This is a genomic window from Microterricola gilva (assembly GCF_004217495.1).
Lineage (GTDB): Bacteria > Actinomycetota > Actinomycetes > Actinomycetales > Microbacteriaceae > Microterricola > Microterricola gilva.
Genome location: NZ_SHLC01000001.1, coordinates 2,599,908 through 2,623,276 on the forward strand (window position 1 = coordinate 2,599,908; position 23,369 = coordinate 2,623,276).

The window sequence follows — 23,369 nt, forward strand, 5'->3', positions numbered from 1 at the left end:
CGCACGGCTTCCTTTCGGCACCCGGCTCCGATAGTGTTTACGCAACCATGAACTCGACTCCGAATGCACACTCCCTCCCTCGTGCACGCGCGTCGATCAACGACGTCGCGATCCACGCCGGCGTCTCGGCGCAGACGGTCTCGCGCGTCGCGAACTCGCAGACGAATGTGCGGCCGGCCACCCGTGACCGGGTGCTCGCCTCGATGCAGGCCCTCGGCTATCGCCCGAACAGCGCCGCTCGCAATCTGAAGTCCGGTCGTTTCCGCAGCATCGGCGTCGTCACCTTCAACCTGACGACGCTCGGCAACGAACGCACGCTTGACGCCATCGCCGTCGCCGCTTCAGAGGCCGGCTACACGACGACGCTGCTGCCCGTCGCCGACCCGACCCAACTCGATGTCGCCGGCGCGTTCGGCCGCCTCGAGGAGCAGGCCGTCGACGGCATCATCCTGATCATGTCTGCGGAGGTGGGCTCGCCGGACGAGCTCACGCTCACCGCGGGCCTGCCGCTCGTCATCGTCGACTCCGACGCGACGCAGCCGCACACCATCGTCGACACCGATCAGGAGCAGGGCGCCCGACTGGCCGTCGAGCACCTGATCGCTCTTGGACACCGCGACATCGTGCACTTCTCCGGACCGGAGAGCTCGTTCTCGGCACGACGTCGGGCCCAGACCTACCGCACAACGATGGAAGCGGCCGGGCTGCCTGTGCTGCCTCCGATCATCGGCGACTGGAGCGCGGCCTCCGGCCTGGCCCGCGGGCGTGAGCTCGTGGCGTCCGCCACTGCACCGACGGCCGTCTTTGCGGCGAACGACCAGATGGCGCTCGGAGCGATGCACGCCTTCCACGAGCACGGCTGGTCGGTGCCGGGCGACATCAGCATTGTCGGCTTCGATGACGCCGAGGATGCCGCGGCGTACTGGCCGGCGCTCACCACCGTGCACCAGAACTTCGACGAGGTGGGTCGGAGCGCGACAACGCTGCTGGTCTCCATGATCGATGGCGACGCCGAGACGACGAAGTTGCTCATCCCGACTCGCCTCGTGGTGCGCGCCAGCACCGCCGCCCCGCGCCAACAGTAGCCCCGGGCACTGCACAGCAGGCGCAGCAGGCACAGCAGGCACAGCACCGTGGCACGAGCCACGCGCTCGCGGCCCGTCGCCGTCGCCCCGCCGAACCCACACAAAGAGGCGACCAGAGCTTGTCAGCCCTGGCCGCCCCCGTTCGTTCTGCGTGCCGCTACTCCTCGGTCGACCCGAGCTCCGGTCGCGCCACGAAGCTGGCCGTCGCGGAGGTCGCCCCCGACGTCTCGAACACGATGAGCTCGTTGAGTCCTGCGCGGAGAACGGGCGCAGGCACGAACAGTGTGCGCTGCGGGCCGCGACGCCAGTAGCGACCGAGGTTGAAGCCGTTCACCCACACCACGCCCTTGCCCCAGGCGCTCGTGTCGAGGAACAGATCGGCTGCGCGCTCGAGCTCGAAGCTTCCGGCGGCGAAGACGGGGCCGCAGAGCTCGGTTCCGTCGGCCACGGGGGGCGCGGCATCCAGTGCCCGGCGAATGGGGTCGAGCTCATCGAGCGCGACGGCGCCGGCGCTCCACTCCTGCAACGGAACGCCGTCGAGGGTGACCGGGCCGATGAGCCCCTTGGCCTCGCCGAGCCGCTTGCCGTAGTTCACGCCGCCCATGTGCTCGACCAGGATCGTGAGTTCGCCCCAGGCGTCGGCCGGCAGCGGGAGCATGCGCTCGTGCAGGTCCCGGCTCACCGTTCCGAGCGCGACGCCGTCGAGGAACACCTGGGCGCGGTCGCGCACCTCGCCGAAGACGAGGAGGCCGCCGCCCTCGATGCGGTGCGAGTAGTGGGAGTAGCCGCGCGGAGCGCCGAGCTCCGCGGCCGTCGGCACGTGCTCGAAGTGCTCCCCGGGCAGCACGGGAGTCTGCCAGAGCGACACCGCCCGTTCGAGCGGCACGTCGAACGCGGGGGCGTCCACCCGCTCGGCCGGTCGCTCGTCGGGCACGCTCGCGTGCTTCGCGATGACCTCGCGGAAGCGCCAGTACTTCTCGGTCGGGGTCCCGTCCTCGGCCAGGGGCGCGTCGTAGTCGTACGAGGTGATCGTCGGTCGGTACGTGCCCTTGTCGTCGGCGCCGGAGGTGAAGCCGAAGTTCGTGCCGCCGTGGAACATGTAGACGTTGACCGAGGCGCCGGCGCCGAGCAGGGCGTCGAGTTCGCGGGCCGAGTCCTCTGCCGAGGTCGTGTGGTGCTTGCCGCCCCAGTTGTCGAACCAGCCGCACCAGAATTCCGAGCACATCAGCGGCCCGGTCTTCTGGTGCTGCCTGAGGGTGGCCAGGCGTTCGGATGCCCGCGAGCCGAACGATCCGGTGCGGTGCAGTTCGTCCAGGCTGCCGTTCTCAAGCATCGCGTCTTCCGGCTGATCCACCGTGGTGAGCGGAACGTCGATGCCGCGTGCGCGGGTGAGCGCCGTGAGGGAGCGCAGGTAGTCCTTGTCGGCGCCGTATGCGCCGTACTCGTTCTCGATCTGCACGAGCACCACCGGACCGCCGTGTTGAATCTGGCGGGGCCGAACGATGTCGTACACCGCGTCGAGGTACTCGGCGATGGCGCCCATATAGGCCGGGTCGTTCGTACGGATCGTCATCGACGCGTCGGAGACGAGCCACCCAGGCAGTCCCCCATCGTGCCACTCTGCACAGATGTACGGGCCGGGTCGAACGATCGCGTGCATGCCCTCTGCGTGCACGAGGTCGAGGAAGCGGGCGAGGTCGAGCTGTGCCGTCACCCGGAACTCGCCGCGGGTGGGCGAGTGCTCGTTCCACGGCACATAGGTCTCAATGGTGTTCAGGCCCATCAGACGGGCCTTGTGGATGCGGTCCGCCCAGAGATCCGGGTGCACGCGGAAGTAGTGCAGTGCACCGGCGAGCACGCGGTGAGGCGCCCCGTCGAGGAGGAAGTCGGTGTCTCCGATGGAGAAGATGGGCATGCGCCGTCCTGTCGTATTACTGACCGCGGGGTGCCTGCCGTCACGGCAGACACCCCGCAGTCGGGAGCGTTTGTTACTTGTTGACGCTGAAGCCCTGCTCGTTTCCGAACGTGACCAGGGTGTCCTGCCACTCGACGAGAGCCTCGTTCAGGTCGCCGTTGGAACCGAGTGCCTTGCCGACCGAGTCGGTGAAGACGTTGTTGGCGTAGCCCTGGTAGGGCAGGTACTGCCATCCGGCGACAACCGACTCGGCCGATGCCGCGCCGATCTGGTTGGCGGGCTGGCCACCGTACGCCTCGAACGGGTGGTCGAGGAACTCGGGGTCGGTGAGGTCGGCAACCGTCGACGGGAAGCCGTTGGCGTTGAGCAGTGCACGGCCTTCGCCCTCGGCGAGGTACTTGAGCACGGCCGCCGCGGCGTCCTTCTTCTCGCTCTGCTCGGTGACAGCGAGTGCGCTTCCACCGTTCTCGGCGGATGCCGGCTGGCCGTCCCACGAGGGGATCGGAGCAACGGCCCACTTGCCGAGGGTGCCGTAGTCGTTCATGCCGCTGATCATCCAGGAGCCCATCAGGAGGGTGCCCAGCTTGTCCTGCGTCAGGGCCTTGCTCCACTCGTCCGACCAGGTCGGGACGCCGGAGAGCTCGCCGGCGTTCAGACGGTCGCCCCAGTAGGTGGCGAACTTCTTCGTGCCCTCATCCTGCAGGTTGATCGTGACGTTCTCGCCCTCGGTCTGGAACGGCTGTCCGCCCGAGGCCCAGATCATGCTGGTGAAGAAGCCCGCGTCGCCGCTGTTTGCGATGTAGGCCTCCGGGTCGAATGCGTGGATCTTCGCGCTGGCGTCGGCGAACTGATCCCAGGTCTTGGGAGCCTCGGCAACGCCGGCGTTGGCGTAGAGGTCCTTGTTGTAGATCATGACCATGGGGCCGGAGTCCATCGGCAGGGCGACGAGCTTGCCCTGCACGTTCACGGCGTTCCACGTCGACGCGGTGAAGGCGTCCTCGTAGTCGCCGAGGCCGTACTCGCTCACGTCGGCCAGCGCGTCACCCAGGGTGAGCTGGGGCAGCGTCTGGTACTCGACGGGAACGAGGTCGGGGGCACCCTTGCCCGCCTTGACGGCGTTCTGCAGCTTGGTGACGACCGCGTCCGGGTTCTCCAGCTTGACGACGTCGAAGGTGATGTTCGGGTTGGCCTTCGTGATCTCGTCAGCGAGCACCTGGGTGCTGTCGCTCCAGGTCCACCACGTGAGCGTGACGTCCTCGGTGACGGGCTTGTCCCCACCCGTGGCTGCAGCGCTGCAGCCGGAGAGTGCGCCGACGAGGAGTGCACCGGCGCCGACGACGGCACCGAGTCGCGCCCACCGGCGTGTTGTGGTTGTTTCCATTGTGATTCCCTTCGCTTGGTGTTGTTGGGGTCTTGTCGCCGGGCGAACCGGCCTACTTCACGCTCCCGGCGGTCAATCCCGACTGCCAGTAACGCTGCAGGTAGAGGAAAGCGGCCGAGATCGGAATGACTGTGAGTAGCGAACCCGTGATGACGAGGTTCGGGATGGGGTCGGTGCCGACGCCGCTCGCCTGTGCCGCCCACTGGGCGAGACCGACGGGGAGCGGGTACCAGCGTTCGTCGCTCAGCATGATCAGCGGCAGGAAGTAGTTGTTCCAGGTCGCAACGACCGTGAACATCAGCACCGTGATCAGCGCGGGCGCGAGCTGGCGCAGCGAGATGACGAAGAAGATGCGGATCTCCCCTGCGCCGTCGAGGCGGGCGGCCTCGAGCAGCTCATCGGGAATCGCCTCCTGTGCGTAGACCCAGACCAGGTAGAGGCCGAAGGCGCTCACCATCGACGGGATGATCACCGACCACGGCGTGTTCGTGAGGCCGAGGCCGCTGAAGAGCAGGAACTGTGGCACGGCGAGCACCGAGCCGGGGATCGCCAACGCTCCGAGGATGATGGCGAACACCGCCTTGCGCCCTGGGAAGTTGTACTTCGCCAGCCCGTAGCCTGCCAGCGTCGCCAGCAGCGTGGCACCGCCGGCGCCGACGACCACGTAGAGCACCGTGTTGCCGAGCCAGCGCAGGAAGATGCCGTCCGCGTAGGTGAAGGTCTCGACGATGTTGTCGAAGAGTGCGAACTCCCCGCTGAACCAGAAGGCGAAGGAGTCGTAGAGCGAGTCCATCGTCTTGGTCGAGTTCACCACGAGCCACCACAGCGGAACGAGGCAGTAGAGCATCATCGCGGTCATGAGGATGCCGAGGGTGATCGACGCACGCTTGTGCCGCGGCGTTGGCTGAGCCTTCGCGGGGCGACGGCGCGCCTGAATCTGTCCGCTGGCCAGCTTGCTCGGCGCATTGCCCGATCGGACGGCCGGTTCGATGGCGCTCATGCCTTCGCCTCCTTCTTTTCGCCGCCGAGCTGAACGAGGTAGGCGACCACCATGGTGATGATTCCCGAGACGATCGCGATCGCCGCGGCGTAGTTGAACTGCGAGCCGGCGAACGACAGGTTGAACGCGTACAGGTTCGGGGTGAAGTACGAGGTGATCGAGTTCGGTGCGATGGTCTGCAGAATCGACGGCTCGTTGAATAGCTGGAAGCTGCCGATGACGGAGAAGATCGTCGCGATGATCATGGCGCCGCGGATCGACGGCAGCTTGATCGAGAAGATCGTGCGGAACGCGCCGGCACCGTCGATCTCAGCGGCCTCGTACAGTTCCTGGGGAACGGCCTTGAGGGCGGAGAAGAAGATGAGCATGTTGTAGCCGACGAACTCCCACGTGACGATGTTGCCGATCGACGCCATGATGAGGTTCTCCGCGAGCGGCGATGGCAGATCGACACCGAAGAAGCGGTTGATGTCGGCGACGAGTCCGAATTGCGAGCCGTACATATAGCCCCAGATCATCACGGCGACGACGCCGGGCACCGCGTAGGGCAGGAAGATCGAGAGCCGGTAGAACGGCACCCAGCGCAGGCGGGCACTGTCGAGGGCGAGCGCCGCGAACAGCGCGAGCCCGAGCATGATCGGCACCTGCACCAGCAGGAAGATCGTGACGCGGAGCATGGCGTCCCAGAACTTCGGGTCGACCATCGCCTTCGCGTAGTTCTCGAAGCCGACGAAGGAGTTGCCCCCGACCAGCGTCTCGCGGAACAGGCTGAGGTAGATTGCGTAGACCAGCGGCGCGAGGAAGACCACGGCGAAGAGCAGCATGAACGGGCCGACGAACCACCAGCCGGACCAGTTGAGCTTGCGACGCGTCCGGCCCTTGACCGACAGCATTGCAACAGTGGAGCCGGTAACCGGCTTGTTTGCACGCGAGGACGGAACATCGGTGATCATCGCTGATCCCCCGTTCCGCCTCTGGCGTTCGACAACTTCGTCATTCGCTACGTTTCCTTCTTCAGAATGTTTGCGTTCCCATCGAAGTATAGGACAGAATTATGTTTGCGCAAACAGAAATTCTGCAGCTCGACGTAACGAAGGGGTCACGATGTCCACAAGCACCGAGCCGGCGGTCATCCACGGCCGCGCGGGAGCACAGAATCCGGGTGAGGAGTGGTGGCGAAGTGCCGTCATCTACCAGATCTACCCGCGCTCATTCGCCGATCAGAACGGCGACGGCATCGGCGATCTGCCCGGCATCACCGCTCGTCTCGACGCGCTCCAGGAACTCGGCGTCGACGCGCTCTGGCTCTCCCCCTTCTATGTCTCGCCGCAGCGGGATGGCGGCTATGACGTCGCTGACTACTGCGACGTCGACCCGCTGTTCGGCACCATCGCCGACTTCGATGAGCTGCTCGCGGCGGCTCACGCTCGCGGCATGCGCCTCATCGTCGACATCGTGCCCAACCACTCCAGCGTCGAGCACCCCTGGTTCCGGGAGGCACTGGCCGCCCCGTCCGGAAGCGCTGCCCGCGCACGCTACATTTTCCGCGAAGGCCGTGGGATCGACGGCAACGAGCCGCCGAACAACTGGCAGTCGTGCTTCGGCGGACCGGCCTGGACACGACTCACCGAACCCGACGGCCGACCCGGACAGTGGTACCTGCACCTCTTCGACAGCTCGCAGCCCGACTTCGACTGGACGAAGGAGGAGGTGCGCACCGAGTTCCGTCGGATCCTCCGCTTCTGGCTCGACCGCGGAGTCGATGGCTTCCGCATTGACGTGGCCAGCAGCATGGCCAAGGCCGATGGCCTGCCAGACTTCGACCCCCTGGTCGGGGAGGACTACGCGCCGTACACGGGGCAGCCCGGTGTGCACGAGATCTTCCGTGACTGGCGCCGGCTGCTCGACGAGTACCCCGGCGAGCGCGTTTTCGTCGCTGAGGCCTGGGTCAAACCACTCCATCGCAGGGCCGATTGGGTACGACCGGACGAGCTGCATCAGGCGTTCAACGACCTCTTCAACGAGTGGGATGCACCGACGCTCCAGCACGCCATCGACAGCACCATCGCGGTGTTCTCCTCGGTCGGCGCACCCGCGAGCTGGGTTGCTTCCAACCACGACTCGATCCGGCAGGCGACCCAGTTCTCACTCACCGGCCCGCAGCGGCCCGGCGGAATCGGGCCGAGTTCGACGGGGGTGCCGCGCTATGACGACTGCCTTCCGCGCGCACGGGCGCTGGCTCTCCTCACGCTGGCGCTTCCCGGTTCCGCATACATCTATCAGGGTGAGGAGCTCGGGCTGCCGGAGGTGACCGAGCTTCCCGATGCGGCCAGACAGGATCCGACCTTCTTCCGCACGGGTGGGGAACAGTATGGACGCGACGGATGCCGCGTCCCCATTCCCTGGGAGGCGGACGCCCCCGGCTACGGCTTCGGCCCGAACGCGGCCGCCTGGCTGCCGCAGCCGCCCATCTGGGCTCGCCTCGCACGCGATCGGCAGAACCGCGATCAGGGGTCGACGCTCACCCTCTACCGGCAGGCGATCGCGCTGCGCCGCGCACAGGGGCTCGGTTCCGGAACGCTGAGCTGGCTCCCCGGACTGCCGCCAGAGGTGCTCGCCTTCCAGAATGGGGACACCCGCGTCTACATCAACATGGGCACGGACCCCGTCCTGCTCCCGGCCGGCAGCGTGCTGTTGGCCAGCTCCACCCTCCACGACAACACCCTCGCCCCCGACACCGCAGTTTGGATGCACGCATGATCACCACCCTCCACGTCGTCTTCAAGACCCACCTCGATCTCGGCTTCACCGACACCGCGGCCAACGTCACCGACCGATACGTGCACGAGTACCTGCCACGGGCGATCGCACTCGCCGAGGAGCTGGAACGCCGCGGCGGCCCCGCCCGCTTCCGCTGGACGACCGGCTCGTGGCTGATCCACGAGGCGCTCCGCCTCGGGAGCGCCGAGGAGCGGGCCTCACTGGAGAACGCAATCCGGGCCGGGCACGTGCAGTGGCACGCGCTGCCGATGTCAACGCACACCGAGCTCATGGATGCCGGCCTCGTCGAGCACGGCATCTCGATCGGGCGCCGGCTCGATGAGCGCTTCGGGCGGCACACGATCGCCGCGAAGATGACGGACGTCCCCGGCCACACGATCGGCCTCGTCCCGTTCCTCGATCGCGCCGGCATCGAATACCTGCACCTCGGCGTCAACGGATCCTCCGCGGTTCCTGAGGTGCCCGAGTTCTTCGTCTGGCGTGCGCCTGACGGCAGCGAGGTCGTCGTGAACTACGCCCAGAGCTACGGTGCGACCGCACACGGTGCCGCCGTCGCGCCCAGCGGCAGCGACGCCATGCACCTCGCGCACACCGGCGACAACTTCGGCCCGCCCACCGCAGACATGGTCGAGGAACTGTTCGCCGAGCTCGCCGAGGCGTACCCGGATGCCCGCATCGTGGCGTCGACGCTCGACGACTTCGCTGCGGCTGTGCTCGCCGACAAGGACAGCCTGCCCGTGCTGGATGAGGAGATCGGCGACAGCTGGATCCACGGCGTCGCCAGTGACCCGGTGCAGACCGCGCGACTGCGCGCCCTGCTGCGGCTGCGCACCGCCTGGCTCGCCGACGGCACCCTTGTTCCGGGAACCGCCGAGTGTGACGGCTTCAGCGACGGGCTCCTGCTCGTTCCTGAACACACCTGGGGGCAGGATCTGAAGACCTACCTGCCCGACTACGTGAACTACGAGAAGGCCGACTTCCAGCGGGCGCGCGCAGCCGACGTCATCGATCCGGCGATCAACCCGTCGGAGTTCGACGTCTACGCCTGGGCCTACAGCGAGCACCCGAGCCCGCAGGGCCTGCGCTACTCGGCCTTCGAACGGTCCTGGGCGGAGCAGCGTGCCCACCTCGACCGTGCGCTCTCCTTCCTCTCCCCCGAGCGTGCGGCCGAGGCGCTGGCCGCGATCGCCGATACCGCTCCGGCGTGCGCCGACGAGGCCCCCACCGAGGCCGTCGCCATCGACCTGGGCGCCGAGCACAGCGCCGGCGCGCACCGCGTCCGTTTCGGCGATGACGGCTCCGTGGTGTCGCTCGTCGATGCCGCCGGAATCGAGTGGGCAGGGCCGGAGCACCGACTCGCCTCCTTCAGCTACCAGACCTTCGACGAGCGCGACGAGGCCCGCTGGATGCAGGAGTACTCCCGCGACCTGGACGAGACCGCGATGTGGGCCGTCCCCGACTTCCGGAAGCCGGGGCTCGCCATCGCCGAGACCCTGCCTGCCACCGTCTTCACGCCGCACGTCGTGTCGGCGGAGCGGGTCGAGGATGGCGGAGACACCGTCTTCACGCTGTGGCTCGCCCTGCCCGATGCGGCGAGCGAGTCCTGGGGCGGCGCCCGCGACATCCGCCTCAGCTACCGCTTCCCCGCCGCCGGCGCCATCCAGATCACCCTCGACCTCGACGGCAAGGACGCCTCGCGGCTGCCGGAGGCGAGCTGGCTCGGCTTCCGCCCGCTGCCTGCGCCGGGCGACTGGCGGCTGAGCAAGCTCGGCAGCCAGGTCGACCCGCAGCGCGTCGTGCGGGGCGGCAACCGCACCCTGCACGCGGTGGCGGAGGTCTCCCGCAGCGGGGAGCGTTCCTTCGCGCTCCGCCCGGTCGACGCCGCGCTCGTCGCCGTCGGGCAGCCGGCGCTGTACCGCTTCGAGAACAGGGTTGCCGAGCCGGAAGACGGCATGCACGTCAACCTGCACAACAACATCTGGGGCACGAACTTCACCATGTGGCTCGACGACGCGCTGCGCTTCCGCTTCGAGCTGGAACTCGCGTGAGCCCGCTCCGTACCGAGCGGGTCGTCGTGCCTGTCTCCACCGCACCGGATGGCACACTATGACGACGACGACGACAGCAGCTGGCACGGCCGCAGGGAATGAGGACACGACAATGACCGCAGCACTGGTGGAGAGCCCTCCCGTGGTGATGGCGCCCCGCGAGGACGGCTTCGAGATCGTGTGGGGGGTGAGCCGCCTCAGCCGCGGCTGGCTCGAGTGGGAGGCGCCAGACGGCGAGCGCGGCGTCGTCACGTCCGACTCCTTCGGCATGGTTCCGCAGGACGACCGGGTGCTCCGGGTGCGCGTGGCCGGGTGGCCGGCCGGCACCGCGCGCCGTGTCCGCGCCGTGACGGAGTCGGTGCTCGACCCGCGTGAGCGACACGAGAGCGCGTGGAAGACCGTGCGCACGCTCGCCCCGGCATCCGACACCGCCCACATCGCCGTGTGGAACGACACCCACCAGAATGACGACACCCTGCGCGCGCTGGATGCCGTCACCCCCGAGGTGGACGTGCTCGTCTGGAACGGCGATCTCTGCAACGACTGGAAGGACCCGGCGTGGTTCACGACCACGATCCTCAGCCCGGCCGGTCTCGATGTGAGCGCCGACCGCCCGCTGGCGATCGTCGTGGGCAACCACGATGTGCGCGGCACCTGGGCATACCAGCTGGAGGACTTCGTCGCCTCGCCGGAGGGTCGCCCGTTCACCGCCTTCCGCGTCGGGCCGGTCGCCTGCGTGGTGCTGCACACCGGTGAGGACAAGCCGGACGCCCACCCGAGCTTCGAGGGACGCGTGGCGTTCGAACCGCTGCGGGCCGAGCAGGCGGAGTGGCTGCGCGAGGTCACCGCGCAGCCGGAGTTCCGCGACGCCCCCTACCGTGTCGTGTTCTGTCACATTCCGCTGCGCTGGATCGAGGAGGTTGAGGTCGACTACGACGACGGCGGCTACGACTGGTTCAGCCGGATGAGCCGCGACGCGTGGAACGACGCGCTCGTCGCGTGGGGTGCCCAGATCGTCGTGTCCGGGCACACCCACGGCACCGCGTGGCTGCCGCCGACGGCCGAATTCCCCTACGGGCAGCTCATCGGCGGCGGTCCGGACACCGATGCCGCCTCAGAGGAGGCCGCGACGTGGATCGATGCGAACGCGTCATCCAAGGAGCTCGTGTTCACGATGCGCACCCTCGACGGTGCGATCGTGCACGAGGTGCGGCTGGATCCGCTCACGGATGCCGCCACTGCGCGCGAGCTGCTGACCTCCCGCTGAGGCCAGCAGCTCAGCTAGCGGCTCGGACTAGCTGCTGAGGGCAGCGGTCGGCGAGGTCTTGGCCGCCCGCACCGCCGGAAGCACGCCGGCCACGGCCCCGACGGCGACGGTCACCGCCACTCCCGCCACGAGCACCTCGGGCGGGATGGCGAGCACCCAGCCGTTGGAACGGGCCGTGACCGCCGTGATCAGCCAGCCGAGCGCGGTTCCGGCGAGACCGCCGTACGCCGCCAGCAGCATCGCCTCGAACAGGAACTGCAGCCGGATGTGCCTGCGGGTGGCGCCGAGGGACCGGCGCAGGCCGATCTCGCGGCGCCGCTCAAGCACCGAGATGACCATGGTGTTGGCCACCCCGATGCCGCCGACGAGGAGCGCGATGGACCCGACGCCGACGAGCAGCCCGGTGAAGGCCTGGTCGACGGTGTTCTTCGCTGCGAGGACGTCTGACGGCCGGCTCACCGTCACCTCGCTCGGCGACTCGGGGCTGATCGTCGGTGGCAGCAGCTTCCGTACGGCGGCGACGCGGCCCTCATCGGAGCGCTCGTAGATTCTGGTCGGGCTGCCTGCGTAGCCGAAGAGGGTCGTGGCGATCGGCTCGCCGATCAGCGCCATCGCGTCCAGTTCCGGCGCGAGCGGAGAGGAGTCGAGGATCCCGACGACCGTGAACGCCTGCCCGCCCAGCCAGACCTGACCTCCCGCTTTCTGGATGCCGAGCCGTTCGGCGCTCGTGCGACCGAGCACAGTGGTGGGAAACTGGGCCGTCGCCTCGTTCAACCAGGTTCCGCTCAGCAGCGTGGCACCTGACGCCTCGAGCAGCCCCAGATCGGCGGCGACGACGCTCAACCCGCCCGTGCGGGTCTTCTCGATCTCGGCATTGCGGAACACGGTGACGTCCTTGAGCATTGCCGTCGAGCCGACATGCTGCACGCCGTCAATGCGCCGGATGGCGGCGAGGGAGCCGGCCGGCAGCGGCGCGTCCTCGCCGAGCAGATCGGTTCCGGCCGTGACCGTGAGCACGTTCGTGCCGAGCGCGGAGAGCTTGCCCGCGATCAGCGCCTGGCTGGACGTCGAGATGCCGATCACGGAGATCATCGCGGCGATGCCGATTGCGATACCGAGCGACGAGAGGATGGCGCGCATCGGGCGGGCGCGCAGGCCGTGGAAGCCGAGTGCGAATAGATCGCCGGCCCGCAGACGGGAGCGGGAGCTGAGACTCATGCCGCGACCCCGCGCTCGTCGGCCACGATCTCACCGTCGCGGATGCGCACGCGGCGCGGCATCCGCTCGGCCAGGGATTGGTCGTGGGTGATCACGACGACGGTGGTGCCGGAGCGGTTGAGCTCGCCCAGGATCTCCATCACGCCCGCACCGGAGCGGGTGTCGAGGCTTCCGGTCGGCTCGTCGGCGAGGAGCAGCCGCGGTTCACCAACGACGGCGCGGGCGATCGCGACCCGCTGCCGCTCACCGCCGGAGAGCTGACGCGGGTCGTGCAGCAGACGGTCGCCGAGGCCGACGCGTTCCAGGGCGATGGCGGCCAGACGGCGGCGTTCCCTCGGCGGCGTTCCCGTGTACAGCAAGCCGGTCGCGACGTTATCGAGCGCGCTCACGCCGTCCGCGAGGTGGAACTGCTGGAAGACGAAGCCGATCGTGTGCGCACGGAGTGCGGACAGTGCCGCGTCGCTGAGCCCGGCGATGTCATGGCCGGCGATCGCCGCGGAACCGGAACTCGCGCGGTCGAGGGAGCCGATGATGTTGAGCATCGTGGACTTACCGGAGCCGCTCGGCCCCACGATCGCCACCATCTCTCCCTCATCAATGCGCAGGTCGACTCCGTTCAGGGCCACGGTGGGCGGCGAGCCGTAGGAGCGGGTGACGCCGTTCAGCTCAACGATGGGGCGTGTCATTTCGCCACCACCACCGTGTCGCCTTCGGCCAGCTTTCCGCCCGTGACGGCGACGAAGCCGTCGGCGAAAGCGCCGAGCTCGACGGGGACGATGCTCGAGTGTGCACCCGTCTTCGCCGAATCGTCCGCCACGACCTCGACGGCGAACCCGCCACCGGGCCGGGCCAGCAACGCCACAACGGGAACGAGGAGCACGTCGCTTGCCTTGACCTGGGTGAGGAAGATCGTCACCGAGACGTTGTCAAGATTCGCGGTGGCCGCGGCGTCGTCGAGAGTGACGGTGACTGGCACCTTCATCGTCTTGCCGTTGCCGCCGTCACGCTCGACGGGGGCGCCGACGGAGACGACCGTTCCACCGGCCTGCACCCCGCCCGGGAGCGTGACCGTCAGCTTTGTGCCAACCGCCACGAGCCCCTGCTGCGCGGTGTCGACGAACGCCAGCACCTCCTTGTTCGCGCCGGTGACCGAGACGACCGCCGCGCTGCCGGCATCGCCGATCGCCGCCTTCGGCGCCTGGATGCGCACATCGCCCTGCGCGAACACGACGCGGCCGAGCTCGATCGCCCCGGTCTCCTCGAGACCCAGCGATTCCTGCCAGTTCTTCACTGCCCGCTCGGTGCTGCCCGCGAATTCCTCATCGGGTTCCCGATCGAAGAAGCCAAGCGCTGCGAGGTTGCGCTCCAGCTGCAGGACATCGGCGCCGTCCGTCATCCCCAGCGAGAACGCACGCCACGCGGGCAGATCGCCGTGCAGGAGCACGACGGGTTGGTCATCGATGCGAAACAGTTCCTGGCCGGCTCCGACGATGCTGCCGGATGCCGGGAATCCGGTGACGACGCCGGGCAGCGCCGTTCCGATCTCGCGCGGCGCCGCATAGGCCAGCGTGCCCTGGGCACGGAAGCCCTCCGTCAGGTCGCCGCGCGTGACCACGGCCGTCTCGACGTTCACGGCCTTCGGCCCGGCCACCGCCTCCCTCGGGGGCTGCAGCAGCACGACAACTGTCGCGACGACGGCGAGCACAGCCACGCCGGCGCCGACGATCAGCCATCCACGTCGGGCGCGGCGGGGCGCGGCGAGGCTCGGCGCGGTCATTCTGCGCCCGCCTGCTCGGCCTTCGCCGAGCAAGCGTCGATGTCGTCCGGGTTCACCTCTGGTCCGAGGGCCGGAGTCATGCCGCCGTTGCCCTTGACGGGGTCCGGGTAGTCGTAGCCGAACTCGCGCATGCAGGTGGCGAAGGCCAGCTGGGAGTCGAAGAGCTCCTCCTCGGTGGGCAGGCTCTCGTCGACGGGGGGCTCGCCGACCTTCTCGGTGCACGCGGCGTAGGCCTTGTCGAATTCGGCCATGTCGAACTGGGAGGTGTCAATCGTGTTTGTGGGGCTGCCGTCGGCGTTCTCCTGGTTCAGGTCGAAGCCGGCATCCAGCATGCAGTCATCGAACTTCTGCCGCCAATCGACGACCGACGTCTCATAGTCGTCTGTCTTCAGCTCGGCACCGCTGTCTGCAGCCGGCGCACAGGCGGTCAGGCCGAGCAGGAGGACCGCGCCTGCGGCCGCGGCCAGGGTGGCCACCGCGGTGCGGCGACGGGGGCGGGCGGGAGAGGAGGTGGTCATGTTCATCGCTTTCGTCGGTACGACGCGGTCGTCCGACCGCGCCGAAGTCATTCCACCCGGCGTGCGGTTGCGAGGAGGTAAAGGCCCCGGCTTACCTTTTCGTTAGCTCTCGTCTGCTTGACTTCAGGAGGAGCAGACCGCCAGGCGCGCTCGAGTAGGGAGATGACCGTGAGAGTGCTGATCGTAGAAGACGAGGAGTTCCTCGCCGATGCCATCCGCACCCGGTTGGCGATGGACGCGATCGCGGCCGATATCGTCGGTGACGGCGACGCGGCGCTCGAAGCAGCCGCGATCAACGACTACGACGTCGTGCTGCTCGATCGCGACATTCCCGGCACCCACGGCGATGACGTCTGCCGCACGCTGGCGGCCGACCCCGAGAGCCCGGCCATCCTGATGCTGACGGCCGCCGGCTCGCTCGACGACCGGGTGGGCGGCCTGGAGCTCGGTGCCGACGACTACCTGAGCAAGCCGTTCGAGTTTCCCGAGCTCATCGCCAGGCTGCGCGCGCTCAACCGGCGCAGCTTCACCTCGCTGCCGCCCGTGTTGGAGCGTCGCGGCGTCCGCCTCGACCCCTTCCGGCGCGAGGTCACGGTCGGCGGGCGCTTCGTCACGCTGGCCCGCAAGGAGTTCGCCGTGCTCGAGCTGCTGCTCCAGGCGCAGGGTGGCGTGGTCAGCGCCGAGACGATCCTGGAGAAGGCGTGGGACGAGAACGCCAACCCCTTCACCAACTCGGTGAAGGTCACGATCAGCAACCTCCGCCGCAAGCTCGGTGACCCCTCGATCATCAGCACCGTCGCGGGCGTCGGCTACGCCATCACCGAGGAGTCCGACAATGACTGAGCCCGTCGTTGGCGGCCACCGCTACCGGATGACGGTGCGGGCACGTCTGGCGCTCACCTACTCCGCGCTGCTCACCGGCGCCGGCATTGTGCTGCTCAGCATCATCTACGCGTTCATGCGTTTCGTGCCGACGTACGACCTCGTGCCGGCCGCCTCGGTGCCGGCCGCCACGCTGGATCCCGTCGCGCCGTCTCCCCTGCCGAGTCCGAGCGAAGGCTCATCTCCCGCCGCCAGCACCGTTCCGGCCGAACTGCTCATCAACTCGACCGATCAGATGCTCAACGTGCTGCTTGGCGTCTCGGTGATCGTGCTGCTCGTGCTGGCTGTCGCCGGCATCGCCGTCGGGTGGGCCGTGGCTGGGCGGATGCTCCGCCCCCTGCAGTACATCAACGGCGCGGCGCGCAAGGCGGCCAACGGCGACCTGCAGCAGCGGATCCACCTCACAGGGCCGCGCGATGAGATCTCGGAGCTGGCGACGAACTTCGACGAGATGCTCGCCCAGCTCGAACGCTCCTTCGCGGCATCCAAACGCTTCGCGCTGAACGCATCGCACGAGCTGCGCACGCCGCTGGCCACGAGCCGGGCGATGCTGGATGTCGCGATCGCTCAGGATCACGACGAGGAGGCGCGCGCCGTCTTCGACCGGCTGCGCATCATGAACGAGCGGAGCATCGAGACGGTCGAGGCACTGCTCGACCTGGCCAAGATCCAGTCGTCCACCGCGCGGCCGGAGCTGATCGATCTGGCCGCGGCGGCATCCGAGGTCGTCAGTGCCTGCCGTGCCGAGGCTGTGGCGCACGGTGTGCGTGTCGAGGCGCAGCTCGATGCGGCGACCGTCGAGGTCGAACCCGTGCTGTTGCGCCAGCTCCTGACGAATCTCGTGCAGAACGCCGTGCGTCACAATATCGACGACGGTGTCGTCACGGTGCGGACGGGCACCGACGCGGCCGGCGCGGCGGAGTTCGAGATCAGCAACAGCGGCGTCGTGCTCGACGAGGGCATGCTCGCCGGGCTGTCGGAGCCGTTCGCCAGGGCCGCTGGCCGCACGGCGGGATCATCGACGCGCGGTCACGGCCTCGGGCTCTCGATCGTCTCCGCAATCGTCGACCGTTTCCGTGGCACGCTCGAGCTCGAGCCTCGCCCCGACGGCGGCTTGCGCGCCATCGTTCGGATCCCGGCGGCCGCGGCCACATCGTCCTAGGCGAACACCAGCCAACCGATACCGACCACGAGGGCGATGATACCCAGCACGATGCTCGGGGTCGCGGACTCCTTGCGGCGCACGTGCAGAGCAACTGCGACGACCATCATCACGAACAGGCCGAACGCGGCGATCGGCGTGAGCCATGGGGCGATCCCCGTCGCGGCGGGCAGCACCAGACCGAGCGCGCCGAGCACCTCGAGGATGCCGATCGTCTTCAGCTGCGGAGGGTTCACAGACTCCACCCACGCCATCTTCTCGCGCACGGTGCCATACGGGGTGACGGCCTTCATTGACCCGGCCATGACGAAGAGTGCAGCGAGAAGGGCGGTGACGATCCAGAGGGCGATGATCATGAGTTCTCCAAAGAAATGGCTAATAGTTCCAGATAGTGCGTAACGCACGGTCTGTTAGCATATTCCCTGAGGCCACCCGCACTTCTCGGTTCGTCACGCACCTGGAGGTGCGCATTGGAAGGGGAAACCATGAACAGCTCCGCCCAGGCACGCACGATCGACTCCGGGGCGATCCCCCATGGCGATACCGACGGGGCCGCGACGTGCAGCACGGACAATCCAGCCAGTGCCGTGATCCGCGAGGTGCTCTCCCGCGTCGGCGACAAGTGGAGCCTCCTGGTCATCGGCGTGCTGCACGACGGGCCACGCCGCTTCACCGAGCTGCAGCGCGCCGTCGACGGCATCTCGCACCGCATGCTCACTCAGACGCTCCGCAGCCTGGAGCGCGACGGCTTGGTGTCACGGCAGAGCTTTGCCGAGATCCCGCCTCGCGTCGAATACACCGCCACGCCGCTTGGCCGCTCACTCTCCGAGCCGGTGCTCAGCCTCGTCGGCTGGGCGGCCGACAACCACCGGGCGATCCTGGACGCTCGATCCGTCTTCGACGGGCCGGAGGGCTAGACGCGGCGAAGGCGTCTCAGGAAGCAGAAAAGCCCCGGTCGATGACCGGGGCTTTCCTTGTGCGTGGACCCTAGGAGATTCGAACTCCTGACCTCCTCGATGCGAACGAGGCGCGCTACCAACTGCGCCAAGGGCCCGTGCGGTTTCTACGATAGCACCGCTCTCGACCCTCGAAAGACACACGACACGCAACTCAATTCGTGATGTGCGCCTCCGCGCCTGCATCCTGTTCGCTGACGAATCGATACGGCACCGGTTCCTCGGTCTCGTGCCCCAAACGCCACGTGCGGGTGATCGTGCCGCCCGGCTCGTCGTAGCTGATGACGATCTCCGGCTGGTAGGCGCCGTTGACGTATTCGAGCTGCATCTCGTCGCCGTGGCCGATCATGCCCGGCCCGAACAGCACGGCGGTGTATGTGGTCTTCTCGCTCATCGCTCACCTCGCAGTTGGGGTCCGGATGCCGCAGGCTGCCGCATCCGGCTGTGCTCTGACCATACGCCTGCACCCCGCGCTTGGCGAGGGCCATGCGAGCAGCGTTACCGTCCTCGGCCGGCGGCAGCTCGGCGCCGCATCGCGGACACAGCCGCGCACGGCGATCCTCCACGTAGCGCCCGCAGTCGGGGCAGACGGCGGCCAACCAGCATGCCGGGTCACCGCCCGCTTCGGGGGTGCCGCTCATGAGTGCCGTCAGCCCGCGGCGCGACGACGGCGCAGAACGGCGTCGAGGTCGCCCATTCCGGGCGCGGTGTCGGCCATGCCCGCATCGCTCAGCACGCCCATGCTGGCGAACTTGCTCGGCGCGGCAGGAGCGGCAGGGCGGGCGATCGGGGTCACTGTCGCGGCGGGCGAAACGGCCTCGCTGGCGGCATCGAGCGCTGCGGCACGCTCGAGGAGGGCGGCGCGGGCCGCGACGCGGCGCAGCTCGGCTGCCGCATCGACGGAGGCCCTGGCCGCCGCCGCGACGGAGCCGCGCTCGAGGTAGGCGGGCTTCGGCAGGGGCCGCGGTGTCCAGCCCTGCGGAGCGGTGGCGCGCGGCGCGAACTCGACCGGCGTGAACCGCGCGGGGGCTGCCGGTGCGGCGGAGGCTGCGCGTGCGACCCTGGCCGCGTTGCGGCCGGCCTTGGCCAGGGAGCCGAGCGTCACGAACGCGGCGACGCCGGTGACGGCACCGATCGCCAGCAACGCCAACGAGCCGGAGACGGCGGCCGTGATGCCGCCGGCGAGAATGGCGACAAGCGAAGCGAGCAGGACGAGCGCGGTGGCCGCGCGTGCGCGGCGGAGCGAACGGAGCTTCGCCCGGGCGATCAGTACGGGGTTCGCGGCGGCGCGGGCGGCGTCGGCTCGCAGCTTCTCGATGCGCAGCGCGTCCTCGGCGCGACGGGTCTGTGCTGCGGCCGCGGCCTCGGCCTTGACCAGCTCACGGGCGGCGTTCTCGCGCTCGCGCAGCACCTTGGACTGGGCCACGGCGTCGCGGGCGGTGGCCTCGACGACGATCTCGCGCGGAGCCTCGGCCGTTTCGGCGAGCACGCGGAGGGTCTGCTGCAGCCGCACCGCATTGCGTTCGCTGGTGACGTACTGTCGACGGTGCAGCCAGGTCGGGAGCAGGTACGCAAGCCAGAGCACGGCAGCCGCGGCCACCAGCACTCCACCACCCAGCGCGTCTGCACCCATAGTCTCTAAGTTAGGGCGAACGCGGCAAGCGACGCGACTTCCTGTGGGCGTGTCCCCGATGATTTGTCGGCTTTATGCAGTTTGTGCCTCCGCTTTCGGCGATTCGCCCCGCAAGCGGGGGTCAGCAGAGCTCAGCGAGGTGTCGTCGGCAGCGGACGCGCGGCGAGCGCCGCATCGTGCGGCGGGATGGCCGCGGCATCCGCCGGAACCAGGCCGAGCCGCCAGCGGGCCAGAACACCCTGAGGCAGTTCCTCGCTCACGAGCGCGAAACAGTAGTGGTCGCGCCAGTCGCCGTCGATGTGGATGTAGCGCCTGCGCAGCCCCTCGTAGCGGAAGCCGAGCTTCTGCACGACCCGGAGGCTCGGCGCGTTCTCCGGCCGGATGCAGATCTCCATGCGGTGGACACCGAGCTGGGCGAAGCAGTAGTCGGTCGCCAGCGCCACCGCCGTCGGTGTGATGCCGAGTCCGGCGAAGCGTTCTGCAACCCAGTAGCCGAGGGTGGCCGAGGCGAGCGAGCCGTAGCTGATCGACGAGACGTTGAGCTGGCCGGCCACCTCCCCGTCGTGCTCGAGCACGAACGGCAGGCCGTGCCCGCCACGCGCATTGGCGAGCAGGCTGCGGATGCCGGAGCGCATGTCGAAGGAGCCGATGCCCTGCGGGCTCGTCGCCTCCCACTTGCTCAGCCAGCGCCGGTTCTCCAGCAGCAGCCGTTCCAACGCCCGCGCGTCGCGCACCCGGATCGGGCGCAACGTGACCGCGCCGTCGCGCAGCGTGGGCAGCACGATCGTTAGTCCAGTTCGCCGACGAACTGCTTGAGCCACACGCGGAGGTCCGGGCCCAGGTCACCCCGGGCGACGGCGAGCTGCACGATGGCCTTGATGTAGTCGAGACGGTCGCCCGTGTCGTAGCGGCGGCCGCGGAACACGACGCCGTAGACGCCGCCGGTGTTCTCGGCATCCGCCGCAAGCACCTCGAGGGCGTCGGTCAGCTGGATCTCGCCGCCCTTGCCCGGAGGCGTGTTCTCAAGCACGTCGAAGATCTCGGGCTTCAGCACGTAGCGGCCGATGATCGCGTAGTTGGACGGCGCCTCCTCGCGGCTCGGCTTCTCGACCAGGCCGGTGATGCGCACGACATCCGGGCTGTCGGTGGGCTCGATCGCGGCGGCGCCGTACATGTGGATGGAGTCAGGGTCGACCTCGAGCAGTGCCACGATGGTCGCATCGCGTGCCTGCTGCTCGTCGAGCATGCGCGAGAGAAGCACATCGCGGTCATCGATGATGTCGTCACCGAGGAGCACCGCGAACGGGGCATTTCCGACGTGCATCCGCGCGCGCAGCACCGCGTGGCCGAGGCCGAGCGGGTCACCCTGACGCACGTAGTGCATGTCGGCGAGCTCCGTTGACTCGAGAACCTTCTCGAGGCGGGTGAGGTCACCCTTCTTCTCGAGCGTGGCCTCCAGCTCCGTCACCCGGTCGAAGTGGTTCTCGAGCGCGTTCTTGTTGCGGCCGGTGATCATGAGGACGTCGTGGAGCCCGGCGCCGACGGCCTCCTCCACGACGTACTGGATCGCCGGCTTGTCGACGACGGGCAGCATCTCCTTGGGCATCGCCTTGGTTGCAGGCAGGAATCGGGTTCCGAGACCTGCCGCGGGAATGACGGCCTTCGTGGCGCGAGCTTTCATGACCCTAGGTTACTCACACGCACGAGCGGGCCGGGCAACGCCCCGCCTGATGTGAGCGACTCCGGCTCCGCAGGAGGCAGAACGCCTAAGATGGGGCCATGTCTCCCGATCCCACGCTGGCGAAGCGCGCACTGCGCGCCGAACTCCGCGAGCGTCGCCAGAATCTCTCTCAGCACGAGCGCGATATCGCCACGATCGGTCTCACACAGAATCTCGAGGCCGTCACACTCGATCTCGCGGCACGGTCCATCGCGTGCTTCCTCTCCACCCCGATGGAGCCGAACACCCGGCCGTTCATCAACTGGGCAGAGGCGCAGGGCCTTCGCGTGCTCTTCCCGATCTCACGGGATGACGGCCTGCTCGACTGGACGGTCGGCGAGGAGAGCGTGGAGACCGAGGGGCTCCACGGTATGCCGGAGGCGGTCGGTGAGCTTCTCGGCCCGATCGCGATCAACGACGTCGACCTGATCATCGTTCCTGCGGCATCCGTGGACGAGAGCGGGATGCGCATGGGCTGGGGCCGGGGCTATTTCGACAAGACGCTCGGTTCGATGGAGAATTGTCCTCCGGTGTATGCGGTGATCTTCGACAGCGAATTCGTTGACGAGGTTCCGCGCGAGGTGCACGATCAGCCGGTCAACGGAGTCGTCACCCCCACCCGCATCCTCACCTTCTAGCATCCTTAATATGTAGCTGTCTCGCCGCGATTGCGGCGGGGCCCGACGTTGCGCGGCTGCGCGACACAGAGACGCACGGAGACTCAGTGCCCACCTATTCCTACCGTTGCACCGAGTGTGACAACGCCTTCGACATCCACCAGGCATTCACCGACGACTCGCTGAGCGTGTGCGACATCTGCGGCGGCAAGCTGCGCAAGGTGTTCAACAGCATCGGCGTCACCTTCAACGGCAGCGGCTTCTACCGCACCGACTCCCGCTCGGGCGGAAGCTCGCTGCCGGCGGCCCCCGGCTCCGGTGCCAGCTCGAGCACGGCATCCTCGGGCGGATCGTCCGACTCCGGCAAGGCGTCCCCGGCATCGACGACCTCGTCCGCTAGCGTTTCAGGTGCGTCAACCGCATCGAAGAGCGGCGCATCACCGACACCCAAGTAGGCCAATCGCCTTCGCGAAAGGAAACGACCATGCTCAAGGGATTCCGCGAATTCATCATGCGCGGCAACGTCATCGACCTGGCCGTGGCCGTCGTCATCGGTGCCGCATTCACCGCGGTCGTCAACTCGATCGTCGAGAACCTCTTCAACCCGATCATCGGCGCACTCTTCAACGCCGAGGACCTGGCCGGCGCCCTGATCCTTGAGCTGCCCGGCGGGGCCGCGATCAAGTTCGGCGCGATCCTCGCCTCGGTCATCACCTTCCTAATCGTCGCCGCCGTCGTCTACTTCGTCTTCGTCCTCCCCATCAACAAGATGAAGGAGATGCAGGAGGCCAAGCGCAAGGCAGGCATCGAGGACGAGAGCGCGCCGGTCACCGAACTCGACCTGCTCACCGAGATCCGCGACGCGCTCGTCGCCAGCGAGGGCAAGCACCACAAGTAGCGCATCCAACACACGACCGCGCCGATCGCCGTCAGGCGGTCGGCGCGTTTCTGTCGGCGGCGGCTTACCAGTGCGGTGGGACGTCCCGGCGCAGGCGTTCGTCGTTGGGGCCTGAGGCGGCAGGTGTTCCGGATGCCGGTGCTCCGCCATCGGCCGATGGGCGAGCGTCCAGGATCGGGTCGTTGCGCGTGATCGGCGGCTCCGGGCTGGTGTCGGTGCCCGCGACGGGCGTCAGCCGCGCCCGGCGGCTGGATCCCGGTACTCGTTCGACCCACTGGCGGGCCGCGGAATCCGCGGCACCCCGGCCCTCATCACGCTTGTCACTCATCGCGTCCAAGCCTACGCGCCCCCTCGCACCGGAAGCTCCGTCGCCGCGGGCCGCCAGATCGGGTGAGACGCTCAGGGCTTCGCGTGCGCCGCTGCTCCTTCGTCGCTGCGCTGGCTCGAGGGAGCAGCCGAGGAACGAGGCAGCCCCCGAAGCCCCAACACACGCCGGAGCGCGAGCGGGAAG

The 23,369-nt window shown here is 68.4% G+C and carries 24 protein-coding genes and 1 tRNA gene; 10 read left to right on the top strand and 15 right to left on the bottom strand.

Annotation, left to right across the window (positions count from 1 at the left end):
• Positions 1-47: 47 nt before the first annotated feature.
• Positions 48-1,085, top strand: a complete 1,038-nt coding sequence (locus EV379_RS12085; protein WP_207226250.1) for a LacI family DNA-binding transcriptional regulator — start codon at positions 48-50, stop codon at positions 1,083-1,085.
• Positions 1,086-1,242: 157 nt separating this feature from the next.
• Here EV379_RS12085 and EV379_RS12090 read toward each other — a convergent pair whose 3' ends face one another.
• From EV379_RS12090 to EV379_RS12105, 4 genes are all read right to left on the bottom strand, one after another.
• A complete protein-coding gene (locus tag EV379_RS12090; protein ID WP_130506352.1) occupies positions 1,243-3,000 on the bottom strand; it encodes a glycoside hydrolase family 35 protein in 1,758 nt (585 codons plus the stop codon).
• 73 nt (positions 3,001-3,073) lie between these two features.
• The gene (locus tag EV379_RS12095) at positions 3,074-4,381 is read right to left on the bottom strand and encodes an ABC transporter substrate-binding protein (protein ID WP_130506353.1); all 1,308 of its coding nucleotides are present in this window, start codon (positions 4,379-4,381) and stop codon (positions 3,074-3,076) included.
• Between the two features lie 52 nt (positions 4,382-4,433).
• Positions 4,434-5,381: a carbohydrate ABC transporter permease gene (locus EV379_RS12100; RefSeq protein WP_130506354.1), complete on the bottom strand. Its 948-nt coding sequence runs from the start codon at positions 5,379-5,381 to the stop codon at positions 4,434-4,436.
• Positions 5,378-6,334 carry a carbohydrate ABC transporter permease gene (locus EV379_RS12105; RefSeq protein WP_130506355.1) on the bottom strand — a complete coding sequence of 319 codons (957 nt, stop codon included), beginning with the start codon at positions 6,332-6,334 and terminating at the stop codon, positions 5,378-5,380. The genes EV379_RS12100 and EV379_RS12105 overlap by 4 nt, the downstream gene beginning before the upstream one ends.
• A gap of 151 nt (positions 6,335-6,485) precedes the next feature.
• On the opposite strand from EV379_RS12105, the gene EV379_RS12110 reads away from it, so the two are divergent.
• The 3 genes from EV379_RS12110 to EV379_RS12120 all read left to right on the top strand — a co-directional run bounded on the left by EV379_RS12110 (position 6,486) and on the right by EV379_RS12120 (position 11,477).
• Positions 6,486-8,141, top strand: a complete 1,656-nt coding sequence (locus EV379_RS12110) for a glycoside hydrolase family 13 protein (protein WP_130506356.1) — start codon at positions 6,486-6,488, stop codon at positions 8,139-8,141.
• Positions 8,138-10,210, top strand: coding sequence for a DUF5054 domain-containing protein (locus tag EV379_RS12115; RefSeq protein ID WP_130506357.1), 2,073 nt, complete (start codon positions 8,138-8,140; stop codon positions 10,208-10,210). Before EV379_RS12110 ends, EV379_RS12115 begins: the two co-directional genes overlap by 4 nt.
• Before the next feature lie 112 nt (positions 10,211-10,322).
• Complete coding sequence (locus EV379_RS12120) at positions 10,323-11,477, top strand: metallophosphoesterase family protein (protein ID WP_130506358.1); 1,155 nt, start codon at positions 10,323-10,325, stop codon at positions 11,475-11,477.
• 27 nt (positions 11,478-11,504) lie between these two features.
• On the opposite strand, the gene EV379_RS12125 is transcribed toward EV379_RS12120, so the two are convergent.
• Genes EV379_RS12125 through EV379_RS12140 form a run of 4 tightly spaced genes read right to left on the bottom strand, consistent with a single transcriptional unit; the run spans position 11,505 to position 14,990 of the window.
• Positions 11,505-12,695: an ABC transporter permease gene (locus EV379_RS12125; protein ID WP_130506359.1), complete on the bottom strand. Its 1,191-nt coding sequence runs from the start codon at positions 12,693-12,695 to the stop codon at positions 11,505-11,507.
• A complete protein-coding gene (locus EV379_RS12130; protein WP_130506360.1) occupies positions 12,692-13,381 on the bottom strand; it encodes an ABC transporter ATP-binding protein in 690 nt (229 codons plus the stop codon). Before EV379_RS12130 ends, EV379_RS12125 begins: the two co-directional genes overlap by 4 nt.
• Positions 13,378-14,472 carry a peptidoglycan-binding protein gene (locus tag EV379_RS12135; RefSeq protein ID WP_130506361.1) on the bottom strand — a complete coding sequence of 365 codons (1,095 nt, stop codon included), beginning with the start codon at positions 14,470-14,472 and terminating at the stop codon, positions 13,378-13,380. Before EV379_RS12135 ends, EV379_RS12130 begins: the two co-directional genes overlap by 4 nt.
• Positions 14,469-14,990 carry a hypothetical protein gene (locus EV379_RS12140; protein WP_130506362.1) on the bottom strand — a complete coding sequence of 174 codons (522 nt, stop codon included), beginning with the start codon at positions 14,988-14,990 and terminating at the stop codon, positions 14,469-14,471. Before EV379_RS12140 ends, EV379_RS12135 begins: the two co-directional genes overlap by 4 nt.
• Positions 14,991-15,158: 168 nt before the next feature.
• Here EV379_RS12140 and EV379_RS12145 point away from each other — a divergent pair, with 168 nt between their 5' ends.
• Together EV379_RS12145 and EV379_RS12150 are read left to right on the top strand one after the other, a co-directional pair.
• Positions 15,159-15,833: a response regulator transcription factor gene (locus EV379_RS12145; RefSeq protein ID WP_130507456.1), complete on the top strand. Its 675-nt coding sequence runs from the start codon at positions 15,159-15,161 to the stop codon at positions 15,831-15,833.
• Positions 15,826-17,034, top strand: coding sequence for a sensor histidine kinase (locus EV379_RS12150; RefSeq protein ID WP_130506363.1), 1,209 nt, complete (start codon positions 15,826-15,828; stop codon positions 17,032-17,034). Before EV379_RS12145 ends, EV379_RS12150 begins: the two co-directional genes overlap by 8 nt.
• Here EV379_RS12150 and EV379_RS12155 read toward each other — a convergent pair.
• Entirely contained in the window at positions 17,031-17,390 is a 360-nt protein-coding gene (locus EV379_RS12155; protein ID WP_130506364.1) for a DoxX family protein, read from the bottom strand. The genes EV379_RS12150 and EV379_RS12155 overlap by 4 nt on opposite strands.
• A gap of 129 nt (positions 17,391-17,519) precedes the next feature.
• Between EV379_RS12155 and EV379_RS12160 the strand changes: the two genes are divergently transcribed.
• Positions 17,520-17,951: a winged helix-turn-helix transcriptional regulator gene (locus tag EV379_RS12160; protein WP_130506365.1), complete on the top strand. Its 432-nt coding sequence runs from the start codon at positions 17,520-17,522 to the stop codon at positions 17,949-17,951.
• A gap of 64 nt (positions 17,952-18,015) precedes the next feature.
• Here EV379_RS12160 and EV379_RS12165 read toward each other — a convergent pair.
• The 5 genes from EV379_RS12165 to galU all read right to left on the bottom strand — a co-directional run bounded on the left by EV379_RS12165 (position 18,016) and on the right by galU (position 21,304).
• Positions 18,016-18,088 (bottom strand) — tRNA-Ala (locus EV379_RS12165).
• Between the two features lie 56 nt (positions 18,089-18,144).
• Positions 18,145-18,384, bottom strand: coding sequence for a hypothetical protein (locus EV379_RS17420; RefSeq protein ID WP_242616357.1), 240 nt, complete (start codon positions 18,382-18,384; stop codon positions 18,145-18,147).
• Between the two features lie 255 nt (positions 18,385-18,639).
• A complete protein-coding gene (locus EV379_RS12175; RefSeq protein ID WP_130506367.1) occupies positions 18,640-19,623 on the bottom strand; it encodes a hypothetical protein in 984 nt (327 codons plus the stop codon).
• 131 nt (positions 19,624-19,754) lie between these two features.
• On the bottom strand, positions 19,755-20,405 hold the full coding sequence (locus tag EV379_RS12180; RefSeq protein WP_423203247.1) for a GNAT family N-acetyltransferase: 651 nt from the start codon (positions 20,403-20,405) through the stop codon (positions 19,755-19,757).
• 5 nt (positions 20,406-20,410) lie between these two features.
• The gene (galU, locus tag EV379_RS12185) at positions 20,411-21,304 is read right to left on the bottom strand and encodes a UTP--glucose-1-phosphate uridylyltransferase GalU (RefSeq protein WP_130506368.1); all 894 of its coding nucleotides are present in this window, start codon (positions 21,302-21,304) and stop codon (positions 20,411-20,413) included.
• A gap of 98 nt (positions 21,305-21,402) precedes the next feature.
• Between galU and EV379_RS12190 the strand changes: the two genes are divergently transcribed.
• From EV379_RS12190 to mscL, 3 genes are all read left to right on the top strand, one after another.
• Positions 21,403-21,981: a 5-formyltetrahydrofolate cyclo-ligase gene (locus tag EV379_RS12190; protein ID WP_130506369.1), complete on the top strand. Its 579-nt coding sequence runs from the start codon at positions 21,403-21,405 to the stop codon at positions 21,979-21,981.
• Positions 21,982-22,067: 86 nt separating this feature from the next.
• Complete coding sequence (locus EV379_RS12195) at positions 22,068-22,415, top strand: FmdB family zinc ribbon protein (RefSeq protein WP_130506370.1); 348 nt, start codon at positions 22,068-22,070, stop codon at positions 22,413-22,415.
• A gap of 29 nt (positions 22,416-22,444) precedes the next feature.
• A complete protein-coding gene (mscL, locus tag EV379_RS12200) occupies positions 22,445-22,858 on the top strand; it encodes a large conductance mechanosensitive channel protein MscL (protein WP_130506371.1) in 414 nt (137 codons plus the stop codon).
• A 64-nt stretch (positions 22,859-22,922) separates the two neighbouring features.
• On the opposite strand, the gene EV379_RS12205 is transcribed toward mscL, so the two are convergent.
• Positions 22,923-23,186: a hypothetical protein gene (locus EV379_RS12205; RefSeq protein WP_130506372.1), complete on the bottom strand. Its 264-nt coding sequence runs from the start codon at positions 23,184-23,186 to the stop codon at positions 22,923-22,925.
• Between the last annotated feature and the right edge of the window lie 183 nt (positions 23,187-23,369).

What these genes read in the sequence shown, in the direction of transcription:
- EV379_RS12085 (WP_207226250.1), top strand. Translation starts at nt 48, where the DNA reads ATGAACTCGACTCCGAATGCACACTCCCTCCCTCGTGCACGCGCGTCG.
- EV379_RS12090 (WP_130506352.1), bottom strand. Translation starts at nt 3,000, where the DNA reads ATGCCCATCTTCTCCATCGGAGACACCGACTTCCTCCTCGACGGGGCG.
- EV379_RS12095 (WP_130506353.1), bottom strand. Translation starts at nt 4,381, where the DNA reads ATGGAAACAACCACAACACGCCGGTGGGCGCGACTCGGTGCCGTCGTC.
- EV379_RS12100 (WP_130506354.1), bottom strand. Translation starts at nt 5,381, where the DNA reads ATGAGCGCCATCGAACCGGCCGTCCGATCGGGCAATGCGCCGAGCAAG.
- EV379_RS12105 (WP_130506355.1), bottom strand. Translation starts at nt 6,334, where the DNA reads ATGATCACCGATGTTCCGTCCTCGCGTGCAAACAAGCCGGTTACCGGC.
- EV379_RS12110 (WP_130506356.1), top strand. Translation starts at nt 6,486, where the DNA reads ATGTCCACAAGCACCGAGCCGGCGGTCATCCACGGCCGCGCGGGAGCA.
- EV379_RS12115 (WP_130506357.1), top strand. Translation starts at nt 8,138, where the DNA reads ATGATCACCACCCTCCACGTCGTCTTCAAGACCCACCTCGATCTCGGC.
- EV379_RS12120 (WP_130506358.1), top strand. Translation starts at nt 10,323, where the DNA reads ATGACCGCAGCACTGGTGGAGAGCCCTCCCGTGGTGATGGCGCCCCGC.
- EV379_RS12125 (WP_130506359.1), bottom strand. Translation starts at nt 12,695, where the DNA reads ATGAGTCTCAGCTCCCGCTCCCGTCTGCGGGCCGGCGATCTATTCGCA.
- EV379_RS12130 (WP_130506360.1), bottom strand. Translation starts at nt 13,381, where the DNA reads ATGACACGCCCCATCGTTGAGCTGAACGGCGTCACCCGCTCCTACGGC.
- EV379_RS12135 (WP_130506361.1), bottom strand. Translation starts at nt 14,472, where the DNA reads ATGACCGCGCCGAGCCTCGCCGCGCCCCGCCGCGCCCGACGTGGATGG.
- EV379_RS12140 (WP_130506362.1), bottom strand. Translation starts at nt 14,990, where the DNA reads ATGACCACCTCCTCTCCCGCCCGCCCCCGTCGCCGCACCGCGGTGGCC.
- EV379_RS12150 (WP_130506363.1), top strand. Translation starts at nt 15,826, where the DNA reads ATGACTGAGCCCGTCGTTGGCGGCCACCGCTACCGGATGACGGTGCGG.
- EV379_RS12155 (WP_130506364.1), bottom strand. Translation starts at nt 17,390, where the DNA reads ATGATCATCGCCCTCTGGATCGTCACCGCCCTTCTCGCTGCACTCTTC.
- EV379_RS12160 (WP_130506365.1), top strand. Translation starts at nt 17,520, where the DNA reads ATGAACAGCTCCGCCCAGGCACGCACGATCGACTCCGGGGCGATCCCC.
- EV379_RS17420 (WP_242616357.1), bottom strand. Translation starts at nt 18,384, where the DNA reads ATGAGCGAGAAGACCACATACACCGCCGTGCTGTTCGGGCCGGGCATG.
- EV379_RS12175 (WP_130506367.1), bottom strand. Translation starts at nt 19,623, where the DNA reads ATGGGTGCAGACGCGCTGGGTGGTGGAGTGCTGGTGGCCGCGGCTGCC.
- galU (WP_130506368.1), bottom strand. Translation starts at nt 21,304, where the DNA reads ATGAAAGCTCGCGCCACGAAGGCCGTCATTCCCGCGGCAGGTCTCGGA.
- EV379_RS12190 (WP_130506369.1), top strand. Translation starts at nt 21,403, where the DNA reads ATGTCTCCCGATCCCACGCTGGCGAAGCGCGCACTGCGCGCCGAACTC.
- mscL (WP_130506371.1), top strand. Translation starts at nt 22,445, where the DNA reads ATGCTCAAGGGATTCCGCGAATTCATCATGCGCGGCAACGTCATCGAC.
- EV379_RS12205 (WP_130506372.1), bottom strand. Translation starts at nt 23,186, where the DNA reads ATGAGTGACAAGCGTGATGAGGGCCGGGGTGCCGCGGATTCCGCGGCC.